Origin of the sequence: Sphingomonas yunnanensis (genome assembly GCF_019898765.1) — a bacterium.
GTDB classification, from domain to species: Bacteria; Pseudomonadota; Alphaproteobacteria; order Sphingomonadales; family Sphingomonadaceae; genus Sphingomonas; species Sphingomonas yunnanensis.
In genome coordinates, this window is the sequence record NZ_JAIOKB010000002.1 from 77,825 (window position 1) to 103,075 (window position 25,251).

26 protein-coding genes are annotated in these 25,251 nt (G+C 70.3%); 13 read left to right on the plus strand and 13 right to left on the minus strand.

Translation table 11 applies throughout. The features are described from left to right. The first annotated feature begins 15 nt into the window (after positions 1-15). The 7 genes from proB (at position 16) to lptG (ending at position 8,194) form a co-directional block, all read left to right on the plus strand. Positions 16-1,119 carry a glutamate 5-kinase gene (proB, locus tag K7957_RS06535; protein WP_223011200.1) on the plus strand — a complete coding sequence of 368 codons (1,104 nt, stop codon included), beginning with the start codon at positions 16-18 and terminating at the stop codon, positions 1,117-1,119. Then, positions 1,116-2,021: an NAD-dependent epimerase/dehydratase family protein gene (locus K7957_RS06540; RefSeq protein ID WP_223011201.1), complete on the plus strand. Its 906-nt coding sequence runs from the start codon at positions 1,116-1,118 to the stop codon at positions 2,019-2,021. The genes proB and K7957_RS06540 overlap by 4 nt, the downstream gene beginning before the upstream one ends. A 43-nt stretch (positions 2,022-2,064) precedes the next feature. After that, positions 2,065-2,307: an acyl carrier protein gene (locus K7957_RS06545; protein WP_223011202.1), complete on the plus strand. Its 243-nt coding sequence runs from the start codon at positions 2,065-2,067 to the stop codon at positions 2,305-2,307. A gap of 5 nt (positions 2,308-2,312) precedes the next feature. Next, positions 2,313-3,587, plus strand: coding sequence for a serine palmitoyltransferase (gene spt, locus K7957_RS06550; protein ID WP_223011203.1), 1,275 nt, complete (start codon positions 2,313-2,315; stop codon positions 3,585-3,587). Positions 3,588-3,636: 49 nt separating this feature from the next. Beyond that, on the plus strand, positions 3,637-5,556 hold the full coding sequence (locus tag K7957_RS06555) for an ATP-binding protein (RefSeq protein ID WP_343228329.1): 1,920 nt from the start codon (positions 3,637-3,639) through the stop codon (positions 5,554-5,556). A gap of 368 nt (positions 5,557-5,924) precedes the next feature. Continuing rightward, entirely contained in the window at positions 5,925-7,103 is a 1,179-nt protein-coding gene (gene lptF / locus K7957_RS06560) for an LPS export ABC transporter permease LptF (RefSeq protein WP_223011755.1), read from the plus strand. A 35-nt stretch (positions 7,104-7,138) separates the two neighbouring features. Then, on the plus strand, positions 7,139-8,194 hold the full coding sequence (lptG, locus tag K7957_RS06565; RefSeq protein WP_223011756.1) for an LPS export ABC transporter permease LptG: 1,056 nt from the start codon (positions 7,139-7,141) through the stop codon (positions 8,192-8,194). 256 nt (positions 8,195-8,450) lie between these two features. Here the strand turns inward: lptG and K7957_RS06570 are convergent, their stop codons facing one another. Next, positions 8,451-9,533 carry a fatty acid desaturase family protein gene (locus K7957_RS06570; RefSeq protein ID WP_246616822.1) on the minus strand — a complete coding sequence of 361 codons (1,083 nt, stop codon included), beginning with the start codon at positions 9,531-9,533 and terminating at the stop codon, positions 8,451-8,453. A gap of 120 nt (positions 9,534-9,653) precedes the next feature. Here K7957_RS06570 and K7957_RS06575 point away from each other — a divergent pair, with 120 nt between their 5' ends. After that, complete coding sequence (locus K7957_RS06575; protein WP_223011205.1) at positions 9,654-10,805, plus strand: N-acetyltransferase; 1,152 nt, start codon at positions 9,654-9,656, stop codon at positions 10,803-10,805. 74 nt (positions 10,806-10,879) lie between these two features. Here K7957_RS06575 and K7957_RS06580 read toward each other — a convergent pair whose 3' ends face one another. Next, positions 10,880-11,128, minus strand: a complete 249-nt coding sequence (locus tag K7957_RS06580) for a hypothetical protein (protein ID WP_223011206.1) — start codon at positions 11,126-11,128, stop codon at positions 10,880-10,882. Positions 11,129-11,402: 274 nt separating this feature from the next. On the opposite strand from K7957_RS06580, the gene K7957_RS06585 reads away from it, so the two are divergent. Continuing rightward, a complete protein-coding gene (locus tag K7957_RS06585) occupies positions 11,403-11,579 on the plus strand; it encodes a hypothetical protein (protein WP_223011207.1) in 177 nt (58 codons plus the stop codon). Beyond that, positions 11,576-11,851 carry a hypothetical protein gene (locus K7957_RS06590; protein ID WP_223011208.1) on the plus strand — a complete coding sequence of 92 codons (276 nt, stop codon included), beginning with the start codon at positions 11,576-11,578 and terminating at the stop codon, positions 11,849-11,851. The genes K7957_RS06585 and K7957_RS06590 overlap by 4 nt, the downstream gene beginning before the upstream one ends. Before the next feature lie 151 nt (positions 11,852-12,002). Here the strand turns inward: K7957_RS06590 and K7957_RS06595 are convergent, their stop codons facing one another. The 9 genes from K7957_RS06595 to K7957_RS06635 all read right to left on the minus strand — a co-directional run bounded on the left by K7957_RS06595 (position 12,003) and on the right by K7957_RS06635 (position 21,474). Beyond that, positions 12,003-12,809 (minus strand): transporter, encoded by an 807-nt coding sequence (locus K7957_RS06595; protein ID WP_223011209.1) that lies wholly within the window; start codon positions 12,807-12,809, stop codon positions 12,003-12,005. Then, entirely contained in the window at positions 12,806-13,576 is a 771-nt protein-coding gene (gene xth / locus K7957_RS06600; RefSeq protein ID WP_223011210.1) for an exodeoxyribonuclease III, read from the minus strand. Before xth ends, K7957_RS06595 begins: the two co-directional genes overlap by 4 nt. 50 nt (positions 13,577-13,626) lie before the next feature. Further along, the gene (erpA, locus tag K7957_RS06605) at positions 13,627-13,965 is read right to left on the minus strand and encodes an iron-sulfur cluster insertion protein ErpA (protein ID WP_223011211.1); all 339 of its coding nucleotides are present in this window, start codon (positions 13,963-13,965) and stop codon (positions 13,627-13,629) included. Between the two features lie 291 nt (positions 13,966-14,256). Then, the gene (locus K7957_RS06610) at positions 14,257-15,390 is read right to left on the minus strand and encodes a M23 family metallopeptidase (protein ID WP_223011212.1); all 1,134 of its coding nucleotides are present in this window, start codon (positions 15,388-15,390) and stop codon (positions 14,257-14,259) included. A gap of 460 nt (positions 15,391-15,850) precedes the next feature. Then, positions 15,851-16,300 carry a peroxiredoxin gene (locus tag K7957_RS06615; RefSeq protein ID WP_343228330.1) on the minus strand — a complete coding sequence of 150 codons (450 nt, stop codon included), beginning with the start codon at positions 16,298-16,300 and terminating at the stop codon, positions 15,851-15,853. After that, a complete protein-coding gene (locus K7957_RS06620; protein ID WP_425517174.1) occupies positions 16,273-18,927 on the minus strand; it encodes a bifunctional [glutamine synthetase] adenylyltransferase/[glutamine synthetase]-adenylyl-L-tyrosine phosphorylase in 2,655 nt (884 codons plus the stop codon). The genes K7957_RS06615 and K7957_RS06620 overlap by 28 nt, the downstream gene beginning before the upstream one ends. A gap of 487 nt (positions 18,928-19,414) precedes the next feature. Further along, positions 19,415-20,062: a sigma-70 family RNA polymerase sigma factor gene (locus K7957_RS06625; protein WP_183945211.1), complete on the minus strand. Its 648-nt coding sequence runs from the start codon at positions 20,060-20,062 to the stop codon at positions 19,415-19,417. Positions 20,063-20,174: 112 nt separating this feature from the next. After that, positions 20,175-20,312: a hypothetical protein gene (locus tag K7957_RS06630; RefSeq protein ID WP_183945210.1), complete on the minus strand. Its 138-nt coding sequence runs from the start codon at positions 20,310-20,312 to the stop codon at positions 20,175-20,177. A 367-nt stretch (positions 20,313-20,679) separates the two neighbouring features. Further along, complete coding sequence (locus K7957_RS06635) at positions 20,680-21,474, minus strand: response regulator (RefSeq protein ID WP_223011215.1); 795 nt, start codon at positions 21,472-21,474, stop codon at positions 20,680-20,682. A 257-nt stretch (positions 21,475-21,731) separates the two neighbouring features. On the opposite strand from K7957_RS06635, the gene K7957_RS20335 reads away from it, so the two are divergent. The 3 genes from K7957_RS20335 to K7957_RS06650 all read left to right on the plus strand — a co-directional run bounded on the left by K7957_RS20335 (position 21,732) and on the right by K7957_RS06650 (position 23,916). Continuing rightward, positions 21,732-21,890: a NepR family anti-sigma factor gene (locus K7957_RS20335; RefSeq protein WP_246616823.1), complete on the plus strand. Its 159-nt coding sequence runs from the start codon at positions 21,732-21,734 to the stop codon at positions 21,888-21,890. Between the two features lie 62 nt (positions 21,891-21,952). Continuing rightward, positions 21,953-23,506, plus strand: a complete 1,554-nt coding sequence (locus K7957_RS06645; protein ID WP_343228331.1) for a sensor histidine kinase — start codon at positions 21,953-21,955, stop codon at positions 23,504-23,506. 275 nt (positions 23,507-23,781) lie between these two features. Further along, positions 23,782-23,916: an entericidin A/B family lipoprotein gene (locus K7957_RS06650; protein ID WP_223011217.1), complete on the plus strand. Its 135-nt coding sequence runs from the start codon at positions 23,782-23,784 to the stop codon at positions 23,914-23,916. Positions 23,917-24,035: 119 nt separating this feature from the next. Here the strand turns inward: K7957_RS06650 and tatC are convergent, their stop codons facing one another. Further along, entirely contained in the window at positions 24,036-24,815 is a 780-nt protein-coding gene (gene tatC, locus K7957_RS06655) for a twin-arginine translocase subunit TatC (RefSeq protein ID WP_223011218.1), read from the minus strand. After that, the gene (tatB, locus tag K7957_RS06660; protein WP_223011219.1) at positions 24,812-25,246 is read right to left on the minus strand and encodes a Sec-independent protein translocase protein TatB; all 435 of its coding nucleotides are present in this window, start codon (positions 25,244-25,246) and stop codon (positions 24,812-24,814) included. The genes tatC and tatB overlap by 4 nt, the downstream gene beginning before the upstream one ends. Positions 25,247-25,251 lie beyond the last annotated feature (5 nt).

Genomic DNA, 25,251 nt, shown 5'->3' on the forward strand with positions numbered 1-25,251 from the left:
ACCGCTCGCCGCGCCATGTCGCTGTTCCCCCCCGCCGCCTGCCCGCGCCTGATCGTCAAGATCGGCTCGGCGCTGCTCGTCGACGACGCCGGAGGGGTGCGCCGCGCCTGGCTTGAGACGATCGCCGCGGCCATCGCCGAGCGCGCCGCCGCGGGGCAGCAGGTGGCAGTGGTCTCCTCGGGCGCGATCGCGCTCGGCGCGCGCCGGCTCGGGCTCGCCAAGGGCGGGCGCGCCAGCCTGGAGGACGCGCAGGCCGCCGCCGCCACCGGGCAGATCGCGCTCGCCGGGGTGTGGGCCGAGGTGCTCGGCGCGCGCGGGCTGACCGCGGCGCAGATGCTCGTCACGCTCGGCGACCTCGAGGAGCGGCGCCGCTACCTCAACGCCGCCGCCACGCTCCACCGGCTGCTCCAGCTCGGCGTCGTGCCCGTGATCAACGAGAACGACTCGGTCGCCACCGAGGAGATCCGCTTCGGCGACAACGACCGGCTCGCCGCGCGCGTGGCGCAGGCCGCGGCGGCGCAGGGCGTGGTGCTGCTGTCCGACGTCGACGGCCTGTACGACCGCAACCCCGCGCTGCCCGGCGCGCGCCATATCGCGCGGGTCGAGCGGATCGACGCCGCGATCGAGGCGATGGCGGACCGCGGCTCGGCCTCGGGCATGGGATCGGGCGGGATGGTCTCCAAGATCGCGGCGGCGCGGATCGCCAATGCCGCGGGCGCGGCGCTCGCGATCGCCTCGGGCCGCGCCGACGCGCCGCTCTCCGCCGCGGCGCGCCACACGCTCTTCGTCGCGGAGCGCCCCGCCCCCGCGCGCAAGGCGTGGCTCGCCGGTGGGCTGACGGCGCGCGGCGCGCTCCACGTCGACGCCGGCGCCGCGCGCGCGCTGACCGAGGGAGGCAGCCTGCTCGCCGCGGGAGTCACGCGGGTGGAGGGGGAGTTCGCCCGCGGCGACCTCGTCACCATCGAGGGGCCGGCGGGGACGATCGCGCGCGGTCTCGCCGAATATGACGCGGGCGAGGCGGCGCGGCTGCTCGGTCGGCGCAGCGACGAGCAGGCGGCGATCCTCGGCTATGCCCCGCGCGCGGCGCTGGTTCATCGCAACCATATGGCACTGCTGTGATCCTGGCGCTGACGGGGGCGACGGGCTTCGTCGGCGGCGTGCTGCTGGAGCAGGCGCTGGCAGCGGGCCATCAGGTGCGCGCGCTCGCGCGGCGGGCGCAGCCGGCGCGCGACGGCGTGACCTGGGTGAGCGGCGCGCTCGACGACGCGGCGGCGCTCTCGCCGCTGATCTCGACCGCCGACGCGGTGGTCCATGTCGCCGGGGCGGTGAACGCGCCCGACCGCGCCGGTTTCGCCAACGCCAATGTCGAGGGCACGCGCGCCGTCGTCGAGGCGGCCGAGATCTGGGGCGCCTCCCGCTTCGTCCACGTCTCCTCGCTCGCCGCGCGCGAGCCGACGCTCTCCAACTACGGCTGGTCCAAGGCGGGCGCGGAGGCGGAGGTGGCCGCCAGCGGGCTCGACTGGACGATCGTCCGCCCGCCCGGCGTCTACGGCCCCGGCGACATGGAGCAGCGCGACCTGTTCCGCGCGGCGCGACGCGGCGTGGTGCCGCTGCCGCCCAACGGCCAGCTCTCGATCCTCCACGTCGACGACCTCGCGCGGCTGCTGCTGACGCTCGCCGAGCGGCCGGGAACAGGCATGCACGCCATCTACGAGCCCGCCAGCCCCGACGGGGCCCTGCGCTACACCGACTTCGCGCGCGCCATCGCCGCCGCGGTCGGCCGCCGCGCGCTGCCGCTGCCGCTCCCGGCCGGGGTGCTCCGCCTCGCCGCGCGTGGCGACGCGCTGGTCCGCGGCGCGAAGGCCAAGCTCACCGCCGACCGCGTCGCCTATATGATGCACCCCGACTGGACCGCCGATCCCGCCAAGGCGCCGCCCCCGGAGCTGTGGCGCGCGCGGATCGGCGCGGCGGAGGGGCTGGCCGCCACGGCGCGATGGTATCGCGCCCAAGGGCTGCTATAGCGCGGCCCGACATCCGCCGCATTTCAAGGCCACAGCCGATCTCATGACCGACCGCAGCACGATCCTCGACACGCTCCGCGCGCAGATCGAACCCTTCAACAAGAAGGGCATCGAGATCACCGAGGCGACCAGCTTCCAGGGCGACCTGGAGTGGGACTCGCTCACCGTGATGGACTTCGTCGCCGCGATCGAGGACGAGTTCGACATCATCATCACGATGAACATGCAGGCCGAGATCGAGACGGTGGGGCAGCTCGCCGACGCGGTCGACAAGCTGCGGGGCTGACCGCCATGACCGAGACCGGCCTCCAGCCCGAGGCTCTGCCCGAGATCGTCGCGCCCGCGCCGACCGCGCACGACCTGTTCGCCAAGTTCGATCCGCTGATCGCCGAGCGCGACAAGCTGATGTCCTCGGGCGTACGCGATCCGTTCGGCATCGTCATGGAGGAAGTGCGCTCGCCCACCACCGCGGTGATCCGCGGCCAGGAGACGATCCTGCTCGGCACCTACAATTACATGGGCATGACCTTCGACCCCGACGTGATCGCGGCGGGTAAGCGCGCGCTGGAGCAGTTCGGCAGCGGCACCAACGGCAGCCGCATGCTCAACGGCACCTTCCGCGACCATGTCGACGCCGAGGACGCGCTGCGCGAGTTCTACGGCGCCGAGCATGCGATGGTCTTCTCCACGGGCTACCAGGCGAACCTGGGCGTGATCTCGACGATCGCGGGCCGCGGCGAATATGTCATCCTCGACGCCGACAGCCACGCCTCGATCTACGACGGCTGCAAGATGGGCGACGCCGAGATCGTCCGCTTCCGCCACAATTCGGTCGAGGACCTCGACAAGCGCCTCGGCCGCCTGCCCAAGGAGCCGGGCAAGCTGGTGGTGCTCGAGGGCGTCTACTCGATGCTCGGCGACATCGCACCGCTGCGCGAGATGGTCACGGTGGCGCGGCGGCACGGCTGCATGGTGCTGGTCGACGAGGCGCACTCCATGGGCTTCTTCGGCCCGCATGGCCGCGGCGTCTACGAGGAGCTGGGCCTCGCGCTCGGCGACGACGTCGACTTCGTGATCGGCACCTTCTCCAAGTCGGTCGGCACGGTCGGCGGCTTCTGCATCTCGAACCATCCCAAGTTCGAGGCGCTGCGGCTCTCCTGCCGCCCCTATATCTTCACCGCCTCGCTGCCGCCGTCCGTGGTCGCGACCGCCGCCACCTCGGTGCGCAAGCTGATGCACGCGCACGAGAAGCGCGCGCGCCTGTGGGATAATGCGCGCCAGCTGCACGGCGGGCTGAAGGCGCTGGGCTTCCGGCTCGGCACCGCGGCACCCGACTCGGCGATCGTCGCGGTGATCCTGGAAGACCAGGAGCAGGCGGTGGCGATGTGGCAGGGGCTGCTCGAGGCCGGGCTGTACGTCAACGTCGCGCGCCCGCCCGCGACGCCGACGGGCACCTTCCTGCTGCGTTGCTCGATCTGCGCCGAGCACAGCGCCGAGCAGATCGACCGCGTGATCGACATGTTCGCCGCGGCGGGTCAGCAGGTCGGGGCGATCACCGCGGCCTGAGCGGGGCCGCTTAACCTTTGGTAAGGTAAACACCGGTACATCGCCGGCGGTGACCGACGACGATGCCGAGCGCGGGGCCCCGACCTCTACCTGGGGCACGATCGCCCTTTGGGCGATGGGGCTGCTCGGCGTCGCGGTGCTCGCCGCGCTGCTGCTGACGCTGCGCGACGCCAACCACCGCCGCGACGACGCACTGGCGGCGCAGCGCCACAGCTACGACGTGATGATCCTGGTGCGCACGCTGCAGGGTACGATCGCGCGCTCCGAGGCGTCGCTCGGCCGCTACGTCATCTCGGGCGATCAGCAGCTCGGCCGGCTCTATTTCGAGGACTGGCGCCGCGCCGCCGAGACGATCGACCGGATCGAGAAGCTGACGCACGACAATGCCGTGCAATCGCGCCACCTCACGGAGATCCGCGGCGCCTTCCGCGAACGCGGGGACGAGCTCGCGCTGATCGCGCTCAGCACCAATTATCGCAAGAACAACCAGGCGCTCGCGCGCTTCTATCGCAGCAGCAAGGCGGGCTCGCTGACGCGGATCAACGCGGGGCTCGACTCGCTGGTGGCGCAGGAGCGCATGCTGCTCGAGGCGCGCACCAGCCACGCCCAGGCCTCGGTGAGACGGTCGAGCATCATCGCCAAGGTGCTCGCCGCCTTCGGGCTGCTGCTCGTGGTGGGGGTGATCTGGCTGGGCTGGGCGGTGGTGTCGGCGCTGTCCGAACACGCCGTCGCGCGCGCCGACGCGGACGCGCAGCGCGATCGCGCCGAGGAACTCGCCAGCGCGGTGGCGCAGGCGACCGAGGAGCTGCGCGCGCAGGAGGCGCGGCTGCGCCAGATCCAGAAGATGGAGGCCGTGGGCCAGCTCACCGGAGGCATCGCGCACGACTTCAACAACATGCTCGCGGTAGTGCTGGGCGGGATCGAGCTCGCGCAGCGCGCCGTGACGATCGATCCGAGGACGGCCGCGCGGCACCTCGCGAGCGCGCACGACGGCGCGCAGCGCGCCGCCGCGCTGACCCAGCAGCTGCTCGCCTTCGCGCGCGAGACCGCGATCAACCCCGAACCGATCGCCGCCGCCCCGTTGTTCGATGGCCTCGCCGACCTGATCGGGCGCACCCTGGGCGACGGGGTCACCGTCCAGTTCGGCGACGAGAGCGAGGGCTGGTGCATCCGCGCCGACCGGGTCCAGCTCGAGAACTCACTCGTCAACCTGGCGGTCAACGCGCGCGACGCGATGGAGGGGCGCGGCACGCTCACGCTGCGCGCGCTCCGACGCACGGTCTCAGGCGAGGAGTATGTCGCGCTGGCGGTCAGCGACACCGGCTGCGGCATGACGCCCGAGGTGGTCGAGCGCGTCTTCGAGCCCTTCTTCACCACCAAGCCGGTCGGCAAGGGTACCGGGCTGGGGCTCAGCCAGGTCTTCTCCTTCGCGCGCGGGCTGGGCGGCGACGTGTCGGTCGACTCGGTCGTCGGGCTCGGCACCACGGTGACGCTGCTGCTCCCGCGCGAGCGCGCGCAGCCCGCCGCCGCCGCGCCGCCGACACACGCCGTCGCGGCGGCGGCCGTCGCGCCCGCGCCGAGCACCGCCGGCCTGCACATCCTGGTGGTCGAGGACGACCCGCGCGTACTGCCCGCGACGATGGACGCTTTGAGCGAGCTGGGTCATCACCCGCGCGCGTGCGACGACCCGACCCGCGCCGCCGCGCTGCTCGCCGCGATGGAGCGCGTCGACCTGATCCTGTCGGACGTGCTGATGCCGACGCTGACCGGCCCCGAGATGGTCGCCAAGCTGGCCTCCACGCACGCGCGCGTGCCGGTGCTGTTCGTCACGGGCTTCGCGGGCGGCGCCGACGAGGCGATCGACCTCGGCGGTCGCCCCGTGCTGCGCAAGCCCTTCACGCTCGCGGGGCTGGAGCGCGCGGTGGCGCAGGCCGCGGTCGCACCGGGAGAGACTCGCGCGGCGGCGTGAGAAAGCGGCGGCGCGAGCCGCGTTGATGTCGCGGCGGCGTGAGCAAGCGAAATCCTCCCCGGGACGGGGAGGGGGACCAGCCGGAGGCTGGTGGAGGGGGTTCCCCGCATACGCCGCGCTGGGAGGGATAGCCCAAACCGTCGTTGTACCTGCAGAGAGCCCCCTCCACCACCGGCTTTGCCGGCGGTCCCCCTCCCCGCCAAGCGGGGAGGATCGTACGGCCCGCCCCCACACATTCCCCCGCACCGCAACGCTTTTCGCTGCTGACGCGCGCGCCGCGGGCCCGTATAGCCGCAGCCTCACCCGGGCCCTGAGCGCCCGACGCCACGGGGCAGCGCCGCACCTTGTTCACCTCGATCGACCGCTACATGGCCCGGCTGATCGCGTTGCCGCTGTTCGCCACCCTGCTGATCGCCTCGATGCTGCTGATCCTCGACCGGATCGGCCGCCTGTTCGACTTCGTCATCACCCAGGGCGGCCCGGTGAGCGTCGTCTGGAAGATGCTGGCCAACCTGCTGCCCGAATATCTCGGCCTGGGCATTCCGATCGGGCTGATGCTGGGCGTGCTGCTGGCCTTCCGTCGCATCGCCACCTCGAGCGAGCTCGACGTGATGCGCGGGGTCGGCATGAGCTACTCGCGGCTGCTGCGCGTGCCTTTCATGTACGCGATCATCCTCGCCGCGCTGAACATCGCGATCGTCGGCTATGTCCAGCCGCTGGCGCGCTACAATTACGAGAAGCTGCGCTTCGAGCTGCGCACCGGCGCGCTCGGCGCCTCGATCAAGGTCGGCGAGTTCACCCACCTGGGCGACCGCATCACGCTGCGGATCGAGCGCAGCCAGGACAGCGGGCGTCGGCTCTCGGGCATCTTCCTCCACGCGCTGACGCCGCGCAACGACTGGGCCGGCGTCACCGCCGAGACCGGCCAGTTCCTCGCCACCGACGACCCTAACGTGATCATCTTCCGCCTCACCGACGGCACGCTGATCCACAACCGCCCCGACTTCCCGACGCCGCGGGTGCTGACCTTCAGCTCGCACGACCTGCCGATCGACCTGCCGCGCTTCGAGAGCTTCCGCACGCGCGGCGGCAAGAACCTGGAATATACGCTGCCCCAGCTCGCCCAGCTCGGCCATGCCCGCAACGCCAGCGAGGCGCAGCGGGACGGCAGTCGTGCCGAGTTCCATTTCCGCGTCGTCGAGGTAGCGATGATGTTCCTGCTGCCGCTGCTCGCGGTATCGCTCGGCGTGCCGCCCAAGCGCTCCAGCTCGGCGCTCGGGGTGTTCCTGTCGATCGTGATGGTGGTGACCTATCACAAGATCAACCAATATGCCGCGGCGGTGGGAGAACGCGGCGCGGTGGACCCGCTGATCGCGCTGTGGGTGCCGTTCCTGCTGTTCGGCGCGCTGATCCTGTGGATGTACTACACGCTCGCCTATGTCCCGGGCGGACAGCCGATCGGCGCGCTCGAGCGGTTCTTCGGCAAGGGCTGGGCGATGATCGCGCGCTACCTGCCCGGTCGCCGCCGCAAGGAGGCGCGCGCGTGAACGCCTTCTTCCCGTCGCGCACCGTCGCGATCTACATGGCGCGGCTGTTCCTCACGCGTACCTTCGGCATCCTGTTCGGGCTGGTGCTGGTGCTGCAGACGCTCGACCTGCTGAGCGAGAGCGGGCGCATCCTCGGCACGGCAGGCAACGGCGACGCCGAGGTGTGGCGCTACGTCTCGCTGCGCGCGCCGCAGATCATCTCGACCTTCCTGCCCTTCTCGGTGCTGCTCGGCACCGTGCTGACGCTGATCACGATGAACGCCAACAGCGAGGTGGTGGCGCTCAAGGCCTCCGGGCTGTCGGCGCACCAGGTGCTGGCGCCGCTGGTGATCGCGAGCGTCGGTATCGCGCTGGTCACGTTCGCGTTCAACGACCGAGTCGTCAGCCGCGCCACCGCCGAGCTGAGCGCGTGGCAGAAGGTCAATTACGGCGCGATGCCGCTCGATCGCGGGGATCGCACCAACGTCTGGGTACGCGCCGACAACAACCTGATCTCGGCGGACCGGATCAACGGGCGCGGCGAGGCGGCGCGGCTGGGCGGGATCACCGTCTACGAGCGCAACCCCGATGGCGGGCTGCGCGGGCTGATCACCGCCCCCAACGGCGTGCGCCAGGACGACGGCTGGAAGGTGTGGCCGGCCAAGCGCTTCGACGTCGCCTCGGGCGCGCTTACCCCGCTCGGTGCGGTGATGGTGGCGCGCGGTGTCACCCCCGACCAGTTCACGCTCGCCAACGTCGACGGCGAGGCGCTGTCCTTCACCGGGCTGCGCGCCGCCATCTCCGACCTGGAGGAGGCGGGACGGCCGACCAAGTCGCTCGAGGGCGTGCTGTGGCACAAGCTGTCCGGGCCGCTGTCCTCGGTGCTGATGCCGCTGCTCGGCGCGGTGGCGGCGTTCGGTATCGCGCGGTCGGGCGCGCTGTTCGTCCGCGCGGTGATCGGCATGGCGCTCGGCTTCGCCTATTTCATGGCGGACAAGTTCGCGCTGGCGATGGGTAATCTGGGCGCCTACCCGCCGTTCCTCGCGGCCTGGGCGCCGTTCCTGCTGTTCCTGCTGATCGGCGAGGCGGTGCTGCTGCGGACGGAGGAGTAAGAGGCGCGGGCGCTGGCCCGTGCTGCGGCGCACGTAGGATCTTAGGACGGCGGATGGTGATCTTCGCGGCTCTGGTTCCTGCGTTCGCCGGAGCGGGAGGAAGAGAGGGGCGGCACCCTCACCTCCTCCACTGGCGTCATCCTGAACTCGTTTCAGGATTCACCGTGGCACATACCCTCCGGCTGCGGCGCCTGCGGGACCGTGGATCCTGAAACGAGTTCAGGATGACGCTGGCAAGAGGACCGGCCCCCTCCCCTCACCGCCCCCGCATCGTCGCCGCGGCGAGCTTGCCCACGAGTCCGGGCAGGCCGGCGTAATTGGCCTTATGATACGGCGAATCCTGCTCGAGCACCTTGGAGATGCGCCGGTGCGCCTCCGCCAGCGCGTGGTACGGCAGGCCCGGCAGCAGATGGTGCAACGCGTGGTAGCGCAGCCCCACCGGCGCCCACAGCACCGGCAGCAGCGCGGGCGGCGGCACGTTGACCGTGTCGAGATACTGGGCGGTCACGCTCATCGGCTCGCCCTCATTCTCCCACAGATGCGCCACCAGCGTCCGCACCTGGTTGATCAGTGCGACGCCCGAGCCGACCACCAGGAAGATCGCGAAGGCCTTGAACGACACGACGCCGGTGGCCGTCAGCGTCAGCAGCGCGACTGCCCACAGGCTGGTGACGATCTCCCAGCGCGTCCAGCGCGCCTTCTCCTCGCCCTGCGGCGGACGGCGGCGGAAGTGCGGGTTGATCGACAGCGCCGAGTAGCGCGCCACCACCGCCTCGCGCAGCCGCGGCGACAGCGCGGACAGCGGCGCTAGCAGCGCGTAGCGGATCAGCAGCCCGACCGGCGCCAGCGCCGACACGAGGATGAACACCGGCAAAGTCCACGGCCGCATCAGCGCGAGCGGAAGATACTCTGGGTCCTCGGAAGTGCCATAGCGAGTCTTGGCGTGGTGCAGGTTGTGCACGCCCTCGTACATGAACGAGGGGATCATCATCGGCACGCCGATCAGCGCGTTCCAGCTGGCGCGAAAGCCCGGCACGGCGGCGTGCTTGATGTGGCTGATCTCGTGGATCATGCTCATGCCGCGATACAGGGCGAGTACCGCGACGACGCCGGCGAGCACCGCCCAGCCGGTCGAGGCGACCGCGATCGAGACCGCGAGCGCGCCATAGCCGACCACGGCCGAGCCGATCAGGTCGGCCCAGTAGAGCGCGGGGCGCGGCTGCACGAGGTCGCGGGTGAGCTCGGCCGCGGCGCGCAGCATCGCCTTGTCGTCGGCGAGCGCCGCCCGCGTCGCGATCGACGCGCCTCGGCCCGTGCTCTCGAAGGTCATCGTGTTCATGGCACTGTTCATTGGTCCAACATAGTGGCGACAGCGTGACCTTTACAGGACGGGCGCGGTCCCCGTTGCCAGTAAAAGCTCGCTCGCTATGATCGCTTTCTCCGTTTACGGGCGAGCGCCATGTCCGATCTCTCCATCACGCCGGTCACCACCAAGAGCGAGCGGAAGGCGTTCGTCGACCTTCCGTTCCGCCTCTACGCCGACGATCCTCACTGGGTCCCGCCGCTCAAGGGCGAGGCGCTGGGACTGATCACGCCGGAGAAGAACGGCTGGTTCAGCCATGCCAAGGCGCAGCTCTTCCTGGCGCGGCGCGGCGGCCGCGTGGTCGGACGCATCTCGGCGCATATCGACACGCTCGCGCTCGAGATGCCCGCCGCACAGGGCTTCGGCCCGGGCGTCGGCCAATGGGGGCTGATGGACGCCGAGGACGAGGGCATTTTCCGCGCGCTGCTGGAGCGCGCCGAGGCATGGCTGCGCGAGCAGGGCATGACGCGCGCGCTCGGCCCGATCAGCATGTCGATCTGGGAGGAACCCGGCCTGCTGATCCAGGGCTTCGACCAGGCGCCGACGGTGATGATGGGGCACCACAAGCCGATCTATCGCGAGTGGATCGAGCGCGCCGGCTACCAGCCGGTCAAGCAGCTCGTCACCTACGAGCTCGACATCACGCAGGAGTTCCCGCCGATCGTGAAGCGGATCATTCGCTCGGGCGAGAACAACAAGAGCATCGTCGTGCGCGAGGTCAACAAGAAGCGCTTCGACGAGGAAGCCGCGATCATCCTCGAGATCCTCAACGACGCCTGGTCGGACAATTGGGGCTTCGTTCCGCTCACCCCGCCCGAGATCAAGGACGTCGGCGTCAAGCTCAAACCGATCGTCTTCAACGACCTGATCCGCATCGCCGAGGTCGACGGCCGGCCGGTCGCGTTCATGATCACCCTGCCCGACCTCAACGAGGCGATCCGCCCGCTGAACGGGAGCCTGCTCCCGTTCGGCTGGGCCAAATTGCTGCTCTGGCTGCGTAAGCCACGCGTCCGCACGATGCGCGTGCCGCTGATGGGCGTCCGCAAGGAGCTGCAGTCCTCGCGGCTGGCCAGCCAGCTCGCCTTCATGATGATCGAGGCGATCCGCAAGGCCTCGGTGGCGAACTACGGCGCCTCGCGCGGCGAGATCGGCTGGATCCTCGACGACAACCAGGGGATGAACTCGATCGCCACCGCGATCGAGAGCCAGATCAACAAGGTCTATCAGGTCTACGAGCGGGCGCTCTGATCCTGGGGAGCCGGCGACGCCGCGCGCCTCGGCCGGGGCGGCGCCGCTCTCTCCCGTCCGCCCGCTGGCGGCCGTCACAGTCTCTCGGGGACCTTGACGCCCAGCTCCTTCCACTCGGCGCGCGTGTGGCAGACGCGCTGGATGATGTGCGAGCCGGTCGCCTCGGTGTTGTAGCAGTAGCGCGTGCTGGGGTTCCGCGCCCTGACGCCGCCCTCGGCCGGGGTCGCCGCGGTGGTAGCGACGGCGGACGGCGCGGTCGGCTCGGCCTGAGCGGGCGCGACGAGGACCAGGCTGGTCAAAGCGGCGACGATCGTGGCGTTCATGGCAGTGTCTCCCTGCCCCGTTGATCGGGGACGGCAGGTGCTTTGCAGACACTGTGCCAACCCTGATTTCATAACTATTACAGTGGTTTACTCATAAAGCGCCCGCCACTCCCCGCTGCCACTCGCCGACATCCGGCGGATTGCGCCAGAAGGTGGCGAGCCCTTGTGGTCGGGCGCGCGCACCCCATCTCCTATCAACTGTCCAGATCTGACCACGCGAGCCTGGACAGCTGAGAGACCGCACGCGCTCCCGCTTGCACGCAGGGAGACCGACATGGACCTCAACGAGCTCTACTCACGCCACCAGGTATCGATCGCGCGCGCGTCCGACTCCGTCAGCGCGACCGGCCGCGAATCGTACCGGATCTGCGCGCGGGGCTATGCCGCGCGGATCGCCGACGTGCAGTGGCTCGCCGGCGTCGCTCGCCCGACCGTGGTGGTCGGCGCGTGAGCGATCAGCCGCAGCCCGCCCCGCGCCCGCCGCGCCGCCCCTATTTCCGTCCCGCCAGCAGCGTCCCCAAGCTCTCGCCCGAGAGCGCGGCGCGCGAGAGCCAGGTGGTCCGCGCGGCGACCGAGCGGCTCGGCCTCGCTGGGGCGATGGCCTTTCTCAACGCCGATGTCGGGCTGGGTGCGCGCCCGCTCAAGCTCGCGGCGGCGAGCGACGAAGGCGCGAAGCAGGTGCTCGAGCTGATCGCGGTGCAGGAGCCCGACGGAACGGCGTAGGCTGAGGACAGCCATGAATTCGGCGTCACCCTGAACTCGTTTCAGGGTCCACCGCGCCGCTCGATCACCGGCCGTTACTCTTCGCGGATAGGTGGATCCTGAGACAAGCTCAGGATGGCGCCGGAACAGGAGAGATGTCGCCCCTCTCCACTCAGAACATGAACGCGCCGCCCAGTACCAGCCGCGCGTCGGGTGCGTCGTGGTTGAGCCCCGCCACCGCGAGCAGGTCGATCTGGGTGCGCTTGGTCGGCTGCCACGCCAGCGACCCCGCCGCGAGCGTGCGCGTGACATGGCCCGAGGGATCGTCGTCGCGCTCCAGCGACAACTCCGCCACCGCGGTGAGGCTGTCGGTCAGCGCGTAGCCCAGCCCGACCACGCCGCTCGCGTCGAAGTGGCGGCCGTTGCCGTCGTCGTCGACCGCCGCCGCGGCCTGGCCCGTGAAGTCGAGGCTCCAGCGCTTGTCGATCTGCCAATAGACCGGCGCGATCACGCCCGCAGCCCAGTCGCCGTCGCCGATCCCGGCGCGCCCGGTCGGCAGCGCGACATAGGGCTGGATCGCCGAGGAGACCGCGTTCCCGTCAGGGTGGCTGAGCGCGTAGCGATAGCCGATCACCGTGTCGCCCGCGCCCCATTTGCGCGACACGGCGCCCGTCGCCTTGTCGCGCGTCCGCAGCGTACCGAGCGGGGTGAACTCGACCTGCAACTCGCTGTTCGCGGTGAGACCGAAACGCGCGGTGACGTCGCCGAACAAGGTGAGGTCCTCGCGCGAATCGCCGCTATCGTCGCGCTGCCAGTCGACCCCCGAGACCTCCACCTGCACCTGCCCCGGCAAGGTCACGCAACCGCTCGCCCCGAGCGACGGGCGGTTGGGGCAGAAGCGTTTGCCGTCCTCTTCCTCGGCCGCGGCGGGCGCAGCGGCGAGCAGCAGCACGGCGGCGAGCAGGCCGGCGCGGATCATCGCAGTCGCACCCAGGTCGGCGCGTGGTCGCTGGCTTTCTCACGGCCGCGATAGTCCTTGTCGACGCCGGCCTCGACCAACCGGTCCGCCACCGCGGGGCTCAGCAGCAGGTGATCGATGCGGAAGCCCGCGTCGCGCTGCCACGCGCCCGCCTGATAGTCCCAGAACGTCCACATGCCGCCGCGCGGGTGGCGCGCGCGCAGCGCGTCCGTCCAGCCCTGCGCGACCAGCGCGCGATAGCCCTGGCGGCTCTCCGGCTGCATCAGCGCGTCGCTCGCCATCGCGCGCACGGAGAAGACGTCGTCGTCATTCGGTATGACATTATAGTCACCCGCCAGCACCGCGGGCACTTCGCTGGCGAGAAGCTGCGCCGCGCGCGTCCGCAGCCGCTCGATCCAGCGCAGCTTGTAGTCGAACTTGGGACCGGGCAGCGGATTGCCGTTGGGCAGATAGATCGAGGCCACGGTCAGCCCGGCGACGTCGCACTCGAGGTAGCGGCTGTGCTCGTCCTCGGGCTCGCCCTCCAGCCCGCGCTGGCGCTCGACCGGGTCGGCCCCGCGCGCGAGCACCGCGACGCCGTTGAAGCCCTTCTGCCCGTGCCAGACCGCACCATAGCCGGCGGCGCGCACCTCCGCCTCGGGGAAGGTCTCGTCGCTCGACTTGAGCTCCTGGAGGCAGACGACGTCGGGCTGCGCCTCCTCGAGATACTCGAGCAGCCGCGGCAGCCTCGCCTTGATGCCGTTGACGTTGTAGGTGACGATCTTCACCCGCGACGATCTATCGTGCTGAGCGGGCTTTGTCTTGCCCCGCGCGCACCTCAGACGGAGAAGCTGGTGCCACAGCCGCAGCCGCTCGCAGCCTGCGGGTTCTCGACCTTGAACGAGGCGCCGCCGAGCGACTCGACATAGTCGACGCTGGCACCGCGGACGAGATCGAGGCTCACATCATCGACCACCAGTCGCACGCCGTCGGTCTCGACCACGAGGTCGGTCGCCTCGGGCGCGTCGGCGAAGCCGAAGCGATATTGGAAGCCGGAGCAGCCGCCGCCCTCGACCGCGAGGCGCAGGATGGCGGGCTTGCTCTGTCGCGCCGCGATCGCCGCGACGCGCGCGGCGGCGGCGGGAGTGAGCGCGATAGCAGGTGCGAGCGTGGCCATGCGGGTAAGATAGGCGTGGGTAGCGGCGGGGGAAAGGGGGCGAAGGCGGACATGACCTCTCAGCTCCCTCGTTTCCGGCATTCGTCGCATGACGCACGCATCGTCGTCCCGGCCTCGAGCCGGGATCCACGGCGCCGCGAAGGCTGCGCGCGTCTGCTCGCGCGGAAGGATGGATCCCGTCTCAAGGCGGGGATGACGAGAGCTCCCTTCAGAAAGGCGTCATCCCCCGCAACGAGAAAGGGCCGGCCCGCTTGGCGCGGCGCCGGCCCTCCCCTCCTAAATCGGCGAAGGTCAGTCCTGCGGCACGGGGCCCGAGGTCGACACCGGGATCTGGCCGACGGCACGATCCTGCGCGGCCATCAGATAATCGGCGGTGGTGAGGAACGGCACCGGGTTCACCGCATGGCCGTCGATCCTCACCTCATAATGGAGGTGCGGGCCGGTCGAGCGGCCGGTCGAGCCCATCAGCGCGATCAGCTGGCCGCGCTTCACGCGCGTGTTATCGGAGACGAGGATCTTCGACAGGTGACCGTAGCGCGTCGCGATGCCCTTGCCGTGGTTGATCTCGACCATGTTGCCATAGCCGCCCTGGCGGCCGGCGTGGCTGATCACGCCATCGGCGGTGGCGTAGATCGGCGTGCCGCTGGGACCAGGGATGTCGACGCCGGCGTGCATCGCCGCGGTGCCGCGGAACGGGTCGCTGCGGATCCCGAAATTGCTGGTGAACTGCAGCTTCTGCACCGGCTGCACCGAGGGGATCGCGATCACGCCCTGCTCGAGCCGGTCGAGCTTCTTCCAGCTCATGAACAGCGAGCGGAACTGCTGGTCGGCGGCGAGGTCGGCGCGCGCCTCGGCGCTGTTGGCCTCGACCAGCGGGCCGCCCATCGCGCTGCCGCCCTTCGCCAAGCGGGCGGTGGAGATGCCCAGCTTGCGCACCGTCTTGGCGGTCGCGGCGTAGCGTTGGTCGAGCTCGCGCTGCGCCACCGCGGCGAGCTCGGCCTGGCGCGTCTCGACGCGGAGGAACGGCTTGATCGTGTCGGCGGCGAGGCGCGTGGCGTCGGGGTCGATCGCCAGCGTGGCACGCGCCAGCTGGCGGCTCTCGCCCTCGCCGGTCAGCGCGGCGGCGAGCAGCGCCTGGCGCTGCTCGATGCGACCGGCGTGAAGCTCGGCGGTGCGGCGGATGGTCGCGACGCGGGTCTGGAGCTGGGCGACCTTCTGCTCCATCTTGGCCAGCTTGCGCTCGCTGGTCGGTGCGGGCTTGAGCCCGGTCGCGACCGCGACCTGCTGGCTGGCGGCGACCGCGCCATAGCCGGCGAGACCCAGGACCATCGCGGCGCCACCGCGTACCATCAGGCGACGCGTGCCGTAGGCGGCGCGCAGGCGATCGAGCGGGCGCGCGGCCGGCGTGAGAGCGGTGTCGTTCATCGAACCCCAGATCAAAGACTGTGACCGGGCGGCGGGCTGCCGCGCGGTCTTCCCCATCCCGTACTGCCGCCCCGGAGACGAAGCCTCCCAGGCACAAAGGTTTGTGACCTGAGCAGGGTTAATCGGGCAAGAGCAGCGGCACAGGAGCGCGCCCGATCGACGGAGAGACGCGGCGAGTCGTTGTAATTCGCCGAGTCGAGTAGCGACGGTTGGCGCGAATTACGTGGGTTACGCGTGATTCTTGGTGGCGGATCGGTGCGGGTGACTGGCGTCGAGAGAGGATTTGCTCCGATGTGGGGCGATGATGCGGGCGTGACCACTGCGGTGATCGGGCGCAGGAGACGCAGGATAAGCATCCGTCATCCCGGTCTTGGTCCGAGATGACGGGGGCTCTGACCGACGCCCCCCTGCGCGGGGACGCTCTGAGCGCACAGCGACGCTCGATGCGCTCAGCCGCCTCTCACCCCAACGCGCGCGCCGCCTCCAGCACCTCCTCGGCGTGGCCCGGCACCTTCACCTTGCGCCACGCGCGCACCAGCCGGCCGTCGGCGCCGTAGAGGAAGGTCGCGCGCTCGATCCCCATATAGGTGCGGCCGTACATCTGTCGCTCGCCCCAGACGCCGAACGCCTCGGTGACGCTGCCGTCGAGGTCACTGCCGAGCGGGATGGCGAGGCCGTGGCGCGCGATGAACTTGTTGTGCTTGGCCACGGTGTCGCGCGAGATGCCGATGATCGTCGCGCCCGCGGCGGCGAAGCGGCTCGCCAGCGCCGAGAAGTCGAGCGCCTCATGGGTGCAGCCGGGCGTGTCGTCCTTGGGATAGAAATAGACGATCAGCGGCCGCGGCAGGTCGCGCAGCCGCAGCGACGCGCCGTCGGTGCCGGTCAAGGTGACGTCGGGGATGGTGTCCACGCGATACTCTCCTGCCACTGGGCGGCGACGCTCTCGCGCACCCGGTCCAGCGTGGCAAGCAGCGTTTCCCAATCGGGCAGCATCACCGCGCGCGCGATCAGCGCGCGGGTCGCCGCGGCGCCGGGCTCCTGCGCGTCGGGCGCGACCAGCCGCCCGGTCACGAGCAGCCGCGCGAGCAGCGCGTAGGCGTCGCGCATCGCTGGCGCGAGCGCCCCCTCCGCCACCAGCGCGTCGATCGCGACGCTGAGCCGCGGGTCGAAGCCGCAGCGCCGCGTCAGCTGGGTGACATGCACCGCGAATTCGAGGTCGACCAGACCGCCCGGCAGCAGCTTGGCGTCGAGCGGCCCCTGCGGCGGCTTGTGCCGCGCCATCTCGGCGCGCATCTCTGCCGCCTCGGCGGGCACGTCGCGCTCTGGCCGCTCGCCCGCCAGCACCGCGGCGACGATCGCCTCCACCGCGGCGCGCGCCGCGTGCGAGCCGAAGACGGCGCGCGCGCGCGTCAGCGCCATATGCTCCCAGGTCCATGCCTCCTCGCGCTGGTAGCGCGCGAAACTGTCGAGGCTGACCACCAGCGGCCCCTGCGCACCCGAGGGTCGCAGCCGCGTGTCGACCGGGTAGAGCGGGCCCGCCGCGGTCGGCACCGAGAGCGCCGCGGTGACTCGCTGCGCCAGCCGGGTGAAGTAGAGCGTCGCGCCGAGCGGCTTGGCGCCGTCCGCCTCGGCGGTGAACTCACCGGTGAAAAGGTAGATCAGGTCGAGGTCGGAGGCGTGGGTCAGCGCCATCCCGCCCATCCGCCCGAGTGCGAGGATCACCAGCTCGCCGCCGGGCACGCGCCCGTGCGCGCGCTCGAATTCGGCGAGGGCGGCGCCGGCGAGCGTCTCGATCGCGGCCTCGGCGACGCGCGCGTAGCCGGCCGCGACATCGAGCGGGTCGGCCGCGCCGGCCACGATCTGCGCGCCGAGCGCGAAGCGCTTGTCGCCGACGATGCGCCGCACGTGATCGAGCAGCGCCTGATAGTCGGCGCCCTGCTCGACCGCCCGCATCTCCGCGACCAGCGCCGGTATCTCGCCGACCGGCGTGAAGGCGCTGGCGTCGATCAGCCCGTCGAGCAGGTCTGGCCGACGCGCCAGCTCATCGGCGAGTGTCGGCGCGTGGCTGAGCAGCTCGGCGAGCAGCGCGGTGAGTGCCGGGCGCGCCTCGAGCAGGCGGAAGACGTTGACCGCGCTCGGCAACCGCTCGAACAGCCGGTCCAGGCGATTGAGCGCGACCGCGGGCACCGGCGCCTGCGCCAGCGCGCCGACCAACGCGGGCAGCACCGCCTCCAACGCGCTCTGCGCTGCGGCGGAGCGCAGCGCCGGATAACGCGCCTCGCGCCAAGCGGTGACGCGCCGCACCGCGTCCTCGCTGTCGACGAACCCGGCCTCACGCAGCGTCTCGCCCAGCCGCGCGGGGTCGAAGGGCAGACCCGCGGCGGCGACGGGAGCAAGCCGATCGAACGCCGCGGCGACTCGTTCCACCTCGGGCGCGAGCAGCGCCAGCAACGCCGCGCCGTCGTCGAGCCCGTGGAGGCGCGCCACGCGGTCGAGCGCCTCGCCCGACGGCAGCGCGTGGGTCTGCCGATCGTCGATCATCTGGACGCGATGCTCGATCGTTCGCAGCAGCGTATAGGCCTGTGTCAGCGCGGCAGCGTCAGCGCCGTCGATCCGTCCCGCGGCGGCGAGCGCCGCGAGCGCGTCGCGCGTCGCGGGCGCGCGTAGCGACGCGTCGCGCCCGCCGTGGATGAGCTGGTGGATCTGCGCGAAGAACTCAATCTCGCGGATGCCGCCGCGGCCGCGCTTGAGGTCGTAGCCCGGGCCGAACGCCTGTCCCTGCGCGTGATGGTCGCGGATGCGGCGCGTGATGTCGAGGATCTCGCCGACCGCGCCGAAGTCAAGGCTGCGCCGCCACACGAAAGGGCGCACCGCCTCGAGGAAACGGGCACCCAGCGCGCGGTCGCCCGCCGCGACGCGCGCGCGGATGAAGGCGGCGCGTTCCCACGGCAGCGCCTGCGATTCATAGTAACTGATCGCGGCGTCGATCGGGATCACGATCGGCGTCGCCTCGGGCGAGGGGCGTAGTCGCAGATCGACGCGCAGCACATAGCCATCGGCGTCGCGCGCCTGCAGCAGCTCGAGCACGCGCCGGCCGACCCGCACTGCCGCGTCAGCGACGTCCTCGCGCGCGCGGCACGGCAAGGTGGCGGGGTCGTAGAGGAAGATCGGATCGATGTCGGACGAATAATTGAGCTCGCGGCTGCCCTGCTTGCCGAGCGCGATCGCGACGAACCCGCGCGGCGCGGCGTCCGGGGTGCGCTCCGCGATCGCACCCGTGATGGCGCGGTCGAGCGCCGAGTCGGCGAAGTCGGTCAGCCGTCCGGTGACCGCGCTGAGGTCGAGCGCCCCCGCCAGGTCCCCCAGCGCCACCTCTAGCGCCAATGCGCGCCGCTCCAGCCGCAGCCGCCGTGCGAGGGGAAGGTCGGGGGTGTCGAGGACGGCCGCGGTGACCGCCTCTCGTTGGAGCAAGGTGTTCAGAAACGGAGCGAATTGTTCCGCCCGTCGGCGCGCCTCGTCGAACGAGTGAGTCATCATGGCGAAACCTAAGCCGAGGTCGCACGTTGCCGCAACATGGTAGCAGATCACCCCTCTTCTTCAGGCAGCGCGCGCGGCGGTTATGTCGTCCACGCGCCGCAAGCGGGGGATGTGCTCGCTGGGTCGCTGCGCGCGGCGTACCGGCGCGACAAGGCGCTGCCGAGCGATATGGCGCAGCTACTGTCGAGGGTGGGCGCGAGCTGACGGGGGCGCGTGCGTTAGCGATCACAGGCCATTCACAACGCGAGGCCGGGTTAGAGCATGACGCCGTCCTGGACTCGTATCAGGATCAACTTCTCTGCCGAGACGGAAGCCGGAAAGTTCGCGAGCCCGCCCCACGCAGATCGCCCCGATCCATCGAGAAGGCCCGGGTAGCGCTCGTCGCGCCACGCCGTCATCTCACACCCGAAGCGGGCGAGCCCTGAGACTAGCTTAGGATGACGGCGTGGTAGGCTAAACCGTCGGCTCGCCAGACGTCGCCCCACCCTCACGCATCGCGGTCGCGGCTCAGTTCGTCGACCTCGTTCATGATCGAGTCGAGCGTCGTCCGGTCGCCGCTCACCTCATGGTCGCGGCGGGACGACAGCGCACCGTCGGTCATCAACGCTTCGAGCGCGACACGACCGCGGGCGACGCGGCTCTTGATCGTGCCCACCGCCACGCCGCAGATCTCGGCGGCTTCCTCATAGGCGAAGCCACCCGCGCCGACGAGGATCAGCGCCTCGCGCTGCGGCTGCGGCAGATGCATCAACGCGCGCTGCATGTCGGCGAGTTCGACGTGCTTGTCCTGGCTGGCAGGCGCGGCGAGCACGCGGTCGGCGACGAGATCGTCCCACTCGCCCTTGAAGCGCGCACGCCGCATCTGGCTGAGGAACAGGTTGCGCAGGATGATGAAGGTCCACGCGCGCATGTTGGTGCCGGCCTGGAAGCGCTTGCGCGCCGCCCAGGCCTTCAGCAGCGTCTCCTGCACCAGGTCGTCGGCGAGATCGCGGTTGCCGGAGAGCGAGCGCCCGAACGCGCGCAGGTGAGGGATCACCAGCGCGAGCTGTTTCTTGAACTCAGGATCCGATAGCGCGACATATTCCGTCGGCGCCGGCGCCGACGCCTCGTCCGCATGCGAGGGTGATTGGGTCATGCCGCTCCGTCGTGCTGACGCGGCGCCGTCCTGGCGCTCGTTCGATGCTGGAAGATAGGTATCGGTCGGCCGGTTGGCCAGCCCGTCACGCACCACTTGTTCAAGCATCGTGTCAGGAAAGCAGGATGGCGGCGAAGGCCACGACGATCAGCACGAGCGATGCCGCGAGGATGTAGCGAGTCATGCCTGGCGTGCTGCCGGCGCGGGCCTCGTCGGTCTCGAGATGAACTCGATCGTTGTCGTCTGCCATGAGATAGAAACGCACTTCGACCGTTTTGGGTCCGTAAGGATGGGAACAGGCCTCGGGGGTGGCGGTCGATGCGTGAAGGGGGCGTCACGACGTGCGGTCGTCGCTATGCGCCGCGCCCTTGGGACAACAGCTCATTGAAGGTCGCTCCACCCGCCACACCGTATCCGTCATTCCCGTGCAGGCGGGAATCCGGACACACCGACGTCAGCCGCAGAGCCGAGGTGTTCGCGGATCTGTATCCCTGCCTGCCCAGGGATGACGCTGTGGGACGAAGCTGGGCGGCAACCTGAGAGCGCCGAACCGCTGCGCTGGCGCAAAGCCCGCTCCCGCGGCGGAGGGACGCCCGCGCGCCCCCCGCCCTCGACCCTCACGCCGGAACGGTGGTCTCGTCGAAGAACAACGCCTGACTGATCGCGGCCTTCACCGTCGAGCGTTGGAACGGCTTGGTGATCAGGAACGTCGGCTCAGGCCGCTCGCCCGTCAGCAGGCGTTCCGGGAAAGCGGTGATGAAGATCACCGGCACGTTGAACTCGGCGAGGATGTCCTTCACCGCGTCGATCCCCGAGCTGTCGTCGGCCAGCTGGATGTCGGCCAGCACCAGGCCGGGACGATCCTCCATCGCCAGTGCCACGGCCTCGTCGCGCGTCACCGCCACGCCCGTGACCTCATGGCCGAGGTCGCGCACGATCGACTCGATGTCCATCGCGATGATCGGCTCGTCCTCGATGATGAGGACACGCGCGCGGGTCTGCTTCTCGATCTCGGCGAGCGCCTCGGCGACGAGCGAGTCGACCTCGGCGGGCTCGACCTCGATCAGATAGGCCGCGTCCTCTGGGGTGAAGCCCTCCATCGCGGTGAGCAGCAGCGCCTGGCGCGACAGCGGCGTCATGCGCGACAGCCGCGCGCGCGCCACCGCTTCCTGCTCCTCGGCCGGCTCGGTGCTATCGACCTCGTCGAAATTGGCCGAGTTCCAGATCGCCTGGAAGGTGCGGTAGAGACCGAGGCGCGGATCGACGTCGCGCGGGAACTGATCGGGCGCCGCGACGATCGCCTCCAGCGTCGCGCGGACGTAGCGGTCGCCCTGCGCCTGGCTCCCGGTCAGCGCGCGGCCATAGCGGCGCAGGAACGGAAGATGCGGCGCGAGTTGTTGTCCGAGCGACATGTGTAGAAAGCCCTCCCTCACGGCCGGGCGCGAACGCGCCGCCGTGTGTCGTGATACCGGTCGTGGACGGTGCGCAACCGTGGCAATAAGTTCCCCCCGGCCGCCGATTTTCGTCGCACGGCGGGGGAACCATCGAAGCGCTATTTGGTTTCATCCGGCGAGCGCGGCCAACCGTGCCAGCAGCGTATGGATGTTCCATCGTGTTCCGCTCGACCCGCCCAGCGGTCGCTGTGGCCGAGTTCTCTTGGGGGTGAGCGTTGACGTCGGACAAGAAAGCGTCGGAAAAGCCGAAGAAGGGCACCGTCGCGCACTCGAAGAATCGGGACATGGGTTCGGCGTTGCGCTCCGTCTATCAGAAGACCGTCGAGGAAAGCGTGCCGGACGATCTACTTTCCCTGCTCGGCAAGCTTGACTGACCGAGGTGACGGCGTCCGCGGCCGCTGACGTCCCGCGCCCGTCCGCGGGGCGGGGTGAGTTCGTGGGCCGCTGGCCGACAGGCGCGAAGCTCTTCCTGATCCTCAGCATCGCGCTGCTCCCACTGGCGCTGATCGCGATCTTCGCCACGTTGCGCGTCACCCAGATCGCCGACACCGAGCTGCGTTCGCACCTTCGAGTCGCCGCGGCTGAGTCGAGCCGCGCCATCGCCATCGAACTGGTCGGCGACATGACCGCGCTGCGCGTCGCGGTCGACGCGCTCACGGCGGACCGCGGCGACGCGCCCAGCTGCGCGCGCGCGCAGGGCGTGTTCGCGCAGCAGTCGGCGGCGGGGACCGGTTTCGTCATCCTCGATCGTCGCGGCCGACCGATCTGCGGCGAGCCTTTCCCCGGCGCCGCCGCCTTCGCGCGTCAGTCCGACCCCGCGGTGGTCAGCGCTCGGCTGATCGACGGGACGGCGGGCGGGCGGCGCGGGCTGATGCTGCGCATCGCCGGGCGCAGCAACGGTGTGAGCGCGGCGGCGTATTTTCCCGCCGCCTTCCTTCAGCAGCTGAGCCGGCCGAGCGGCTTCCCGGTCGACTACGGCTCGACGCTGACGCTCGGCAACCAGCGGCTCGAGCTCGACCCGCTCGAGCGCGAGAGCGCGTTCGAGCGGCGCGAGGCGGCGCGCAATGATCTCGCCATCGCGGGGCTGGCGCTGGAGATGCAGGTGCGCAGCGCACCGATCAGCTCGCCGCTGCTGATCGCGCTGGCGCTGCCGCTGCTGATGTGGGCGCTGGCCGCCGCGATCAGCTGGTTCGTGGTCGATCGCCTGCTGATCGGGCCATTGCGGGCGCTGCGCGGCAGCATCGCTGCCTACGCCCCCGGCGACCAGCCCGACCCCGCGATGCTGCGCGCGCTGCCGGCGCAGGAGATCCGCGACCTCGGCGACACGTTCCGCGCGCTCAGCCGCACGGTCGCGCTGCACGAGGCGGGGCTGGCCGAAGGGCTGGTGCGCCAGACCAAGCTGACGCGCGAGGTGCACCACCGCGTCAAGAACAACCTCCAGGTGATCTCCAGCCTGATCAACTTCCACGCGCGCGGCGCGCGCAGCGCGGAGGCAACCCAGGCCTATGCGTCGATCCAGCGCCGCGTCGACGCGCTCGCCGTGGTCCATCGCTATCATTTCGCCGAGATGGAGGAGAACCGCGGCGTCGGGCTACGCTCGGTGCTGGGCGAGCTGGCCTCGAGCATTCGCGCCACCGCGCCCGAGGGCACTCGCATCGGCATCGTGCTCGACATCGACCCCTTCTACGTGACGCAGGACGTGGCGGTGGCGGTCGCCTTCCTAGTCACCGAACTTGTCGAGCTGGCGATGACGTGCGCGCCCGAGGCGCAGCTGCGCCTCTCGCTCAAGCCGGTCGCGGGCACGCCCGAGAAAGCGATGCTGCGGCTGTCCTCGCGCGCTCTCGTCGACAGCGACGTCCTGCGCGACGGGCTCGGCCACCGCTACGGCCGCGTGATCGAGGGACTGACCCGCCAGCTGCGCTCGTCACTGCAGCACGACCCGCTCTCGGGCGCCTATGAGATCGCCGTGGCGGTGACGGGCAGCGAATGAACGGGCATTTCCAAAGACTTTGGAAATTAATGCCGGGGATGGCGGAACCGATCTCAGGACGGCCCGTTCAGCAGATCGGACAGCGACCTTATGCCCCCCCGCTCTCGCTGTCCTCGACATAGGCCCGGAAGCGTCCACCCCTCCCCCCCCCCGGTGACGCTTTCGGGCCTTTATCATTCCAGGCTGGTCATCCATCCGACGCTGTAAGCTATTGCAGGCGCGGAACGATCGCGAACGCCGCGCATTGTTGACGTGATCTTCTAGGAGGCGGTTACATGCGTAAGGTGATGACAGTCGCGGCACTGGCCGGTGTGATGCTGGTGACGGCGTGCAACACGGTCGGCGGCGTCGGCAAGGACGTGTCGTCAGCTGGCGACGCGGTCAGCACCGCGGCGGACAAGTCCAAATAACGCTATCCCTTCGGGGTCGCACGGGAGGCGGGTCGCGGCGACGCGGCCCGCCTTTTGCTATGGGTCGATCGGCAGCGGCTCCAGCATCCTCCCCTCCGAGGGAGGATTTATCGGCTGCCCTATTCCGCCTCCAGCGCCGCGGCGGTCTCGCGCGCACGCTTGCGCTCGGTGAACCAGATGCCCACGATCGCCAGCTCGTAGAGGATCACCAGCGGGATCGCGAGCAGCAGCTGCGAGCCGACGTCGGGGGGCGTCAGCACTGCGGCGATGGCGAAAGCGCCGACGATGGCGTAGCGGCGCGCGCCGATCAGCTGCTTGCGCGTGACGATCCCGGCGCGCTCCAGCAGCATCAGCAATACCGGCAGCAGGAAGGCGGCGCCAAAACCGAACAGGAACTGCATGACGAAGCTGAGATAATAGCCCATCGCCGGCAGTGCCTGCTGGTGCACGCCGCCGACGTCGCCCGAGAAGCCGAGCAGGAAGTGCAGCGCCATCGGGATGGCGACGTAATAAGCCATGGATGCGCCGAGCAGGAAGAGCAGCGGCGTTGCCAACAGGAACGGCAGTAGCGCGCGCTTCTCCTTGCGATACAGGCCGGGCGCGACGAACTGCCACAGCTGCATCGCGATCACCGGGAAGGAGATCATCATCGCGGCGAAGAACGCCACCTTCACCTGGACGAAGAAGGCCTCGAACAGCTGAGTGTAGATCAGCGTCTTCTGCCCCGCGCTGAGCAGCGGCTGGACCAGGAAGGCGAAGATGTTCTCGGCAAAATACCAGCAGACGCCGAACGACAGCACCACCGCGGCGATGCAGTAGAGGAGGCGGCGGCGCAGCTCGAGCAGATGGTCGAGCAACGGCGCGCGGCTGTCTTCCAGCTCGTCCACGACCTCGCTCACGACGGCGCCTTGGTGTCGGCCGCCGGCGTCTCGTGCGGTGCGCCTGGCACGACGCGCGGCTGCTCCACCATCACCGGCGGGTGGTCCTCGTGCGGGTGATCGCGCGACGGGGCCGACGAGGGCTCGGCGGGCGTGTGCGCGATCTGCGCGGGTGCCTGCTCAGCTGAGGCTGGCTCGGGCGGCGGCGGCGGGATCATCGGGTGCTCACGCATGATCCGCTCATTCTCCGCCTTCCACTTTTTCTCCATCTCCTCCAGCTCGGCCTCGCGCACCATCTCGTCGAAGCCGGCGCGGAACTGGCGCCCGACCGCGCGCGCGCGACCGACCCAATAGCCGACCACCCGCATCGCTTTGGGCAGGTCCTTGGGGCCGATCACTACCAGCGCGACGAGCGCGACCAGCAGGAACTCGGACGAATCGATGTTGAACATTCAGC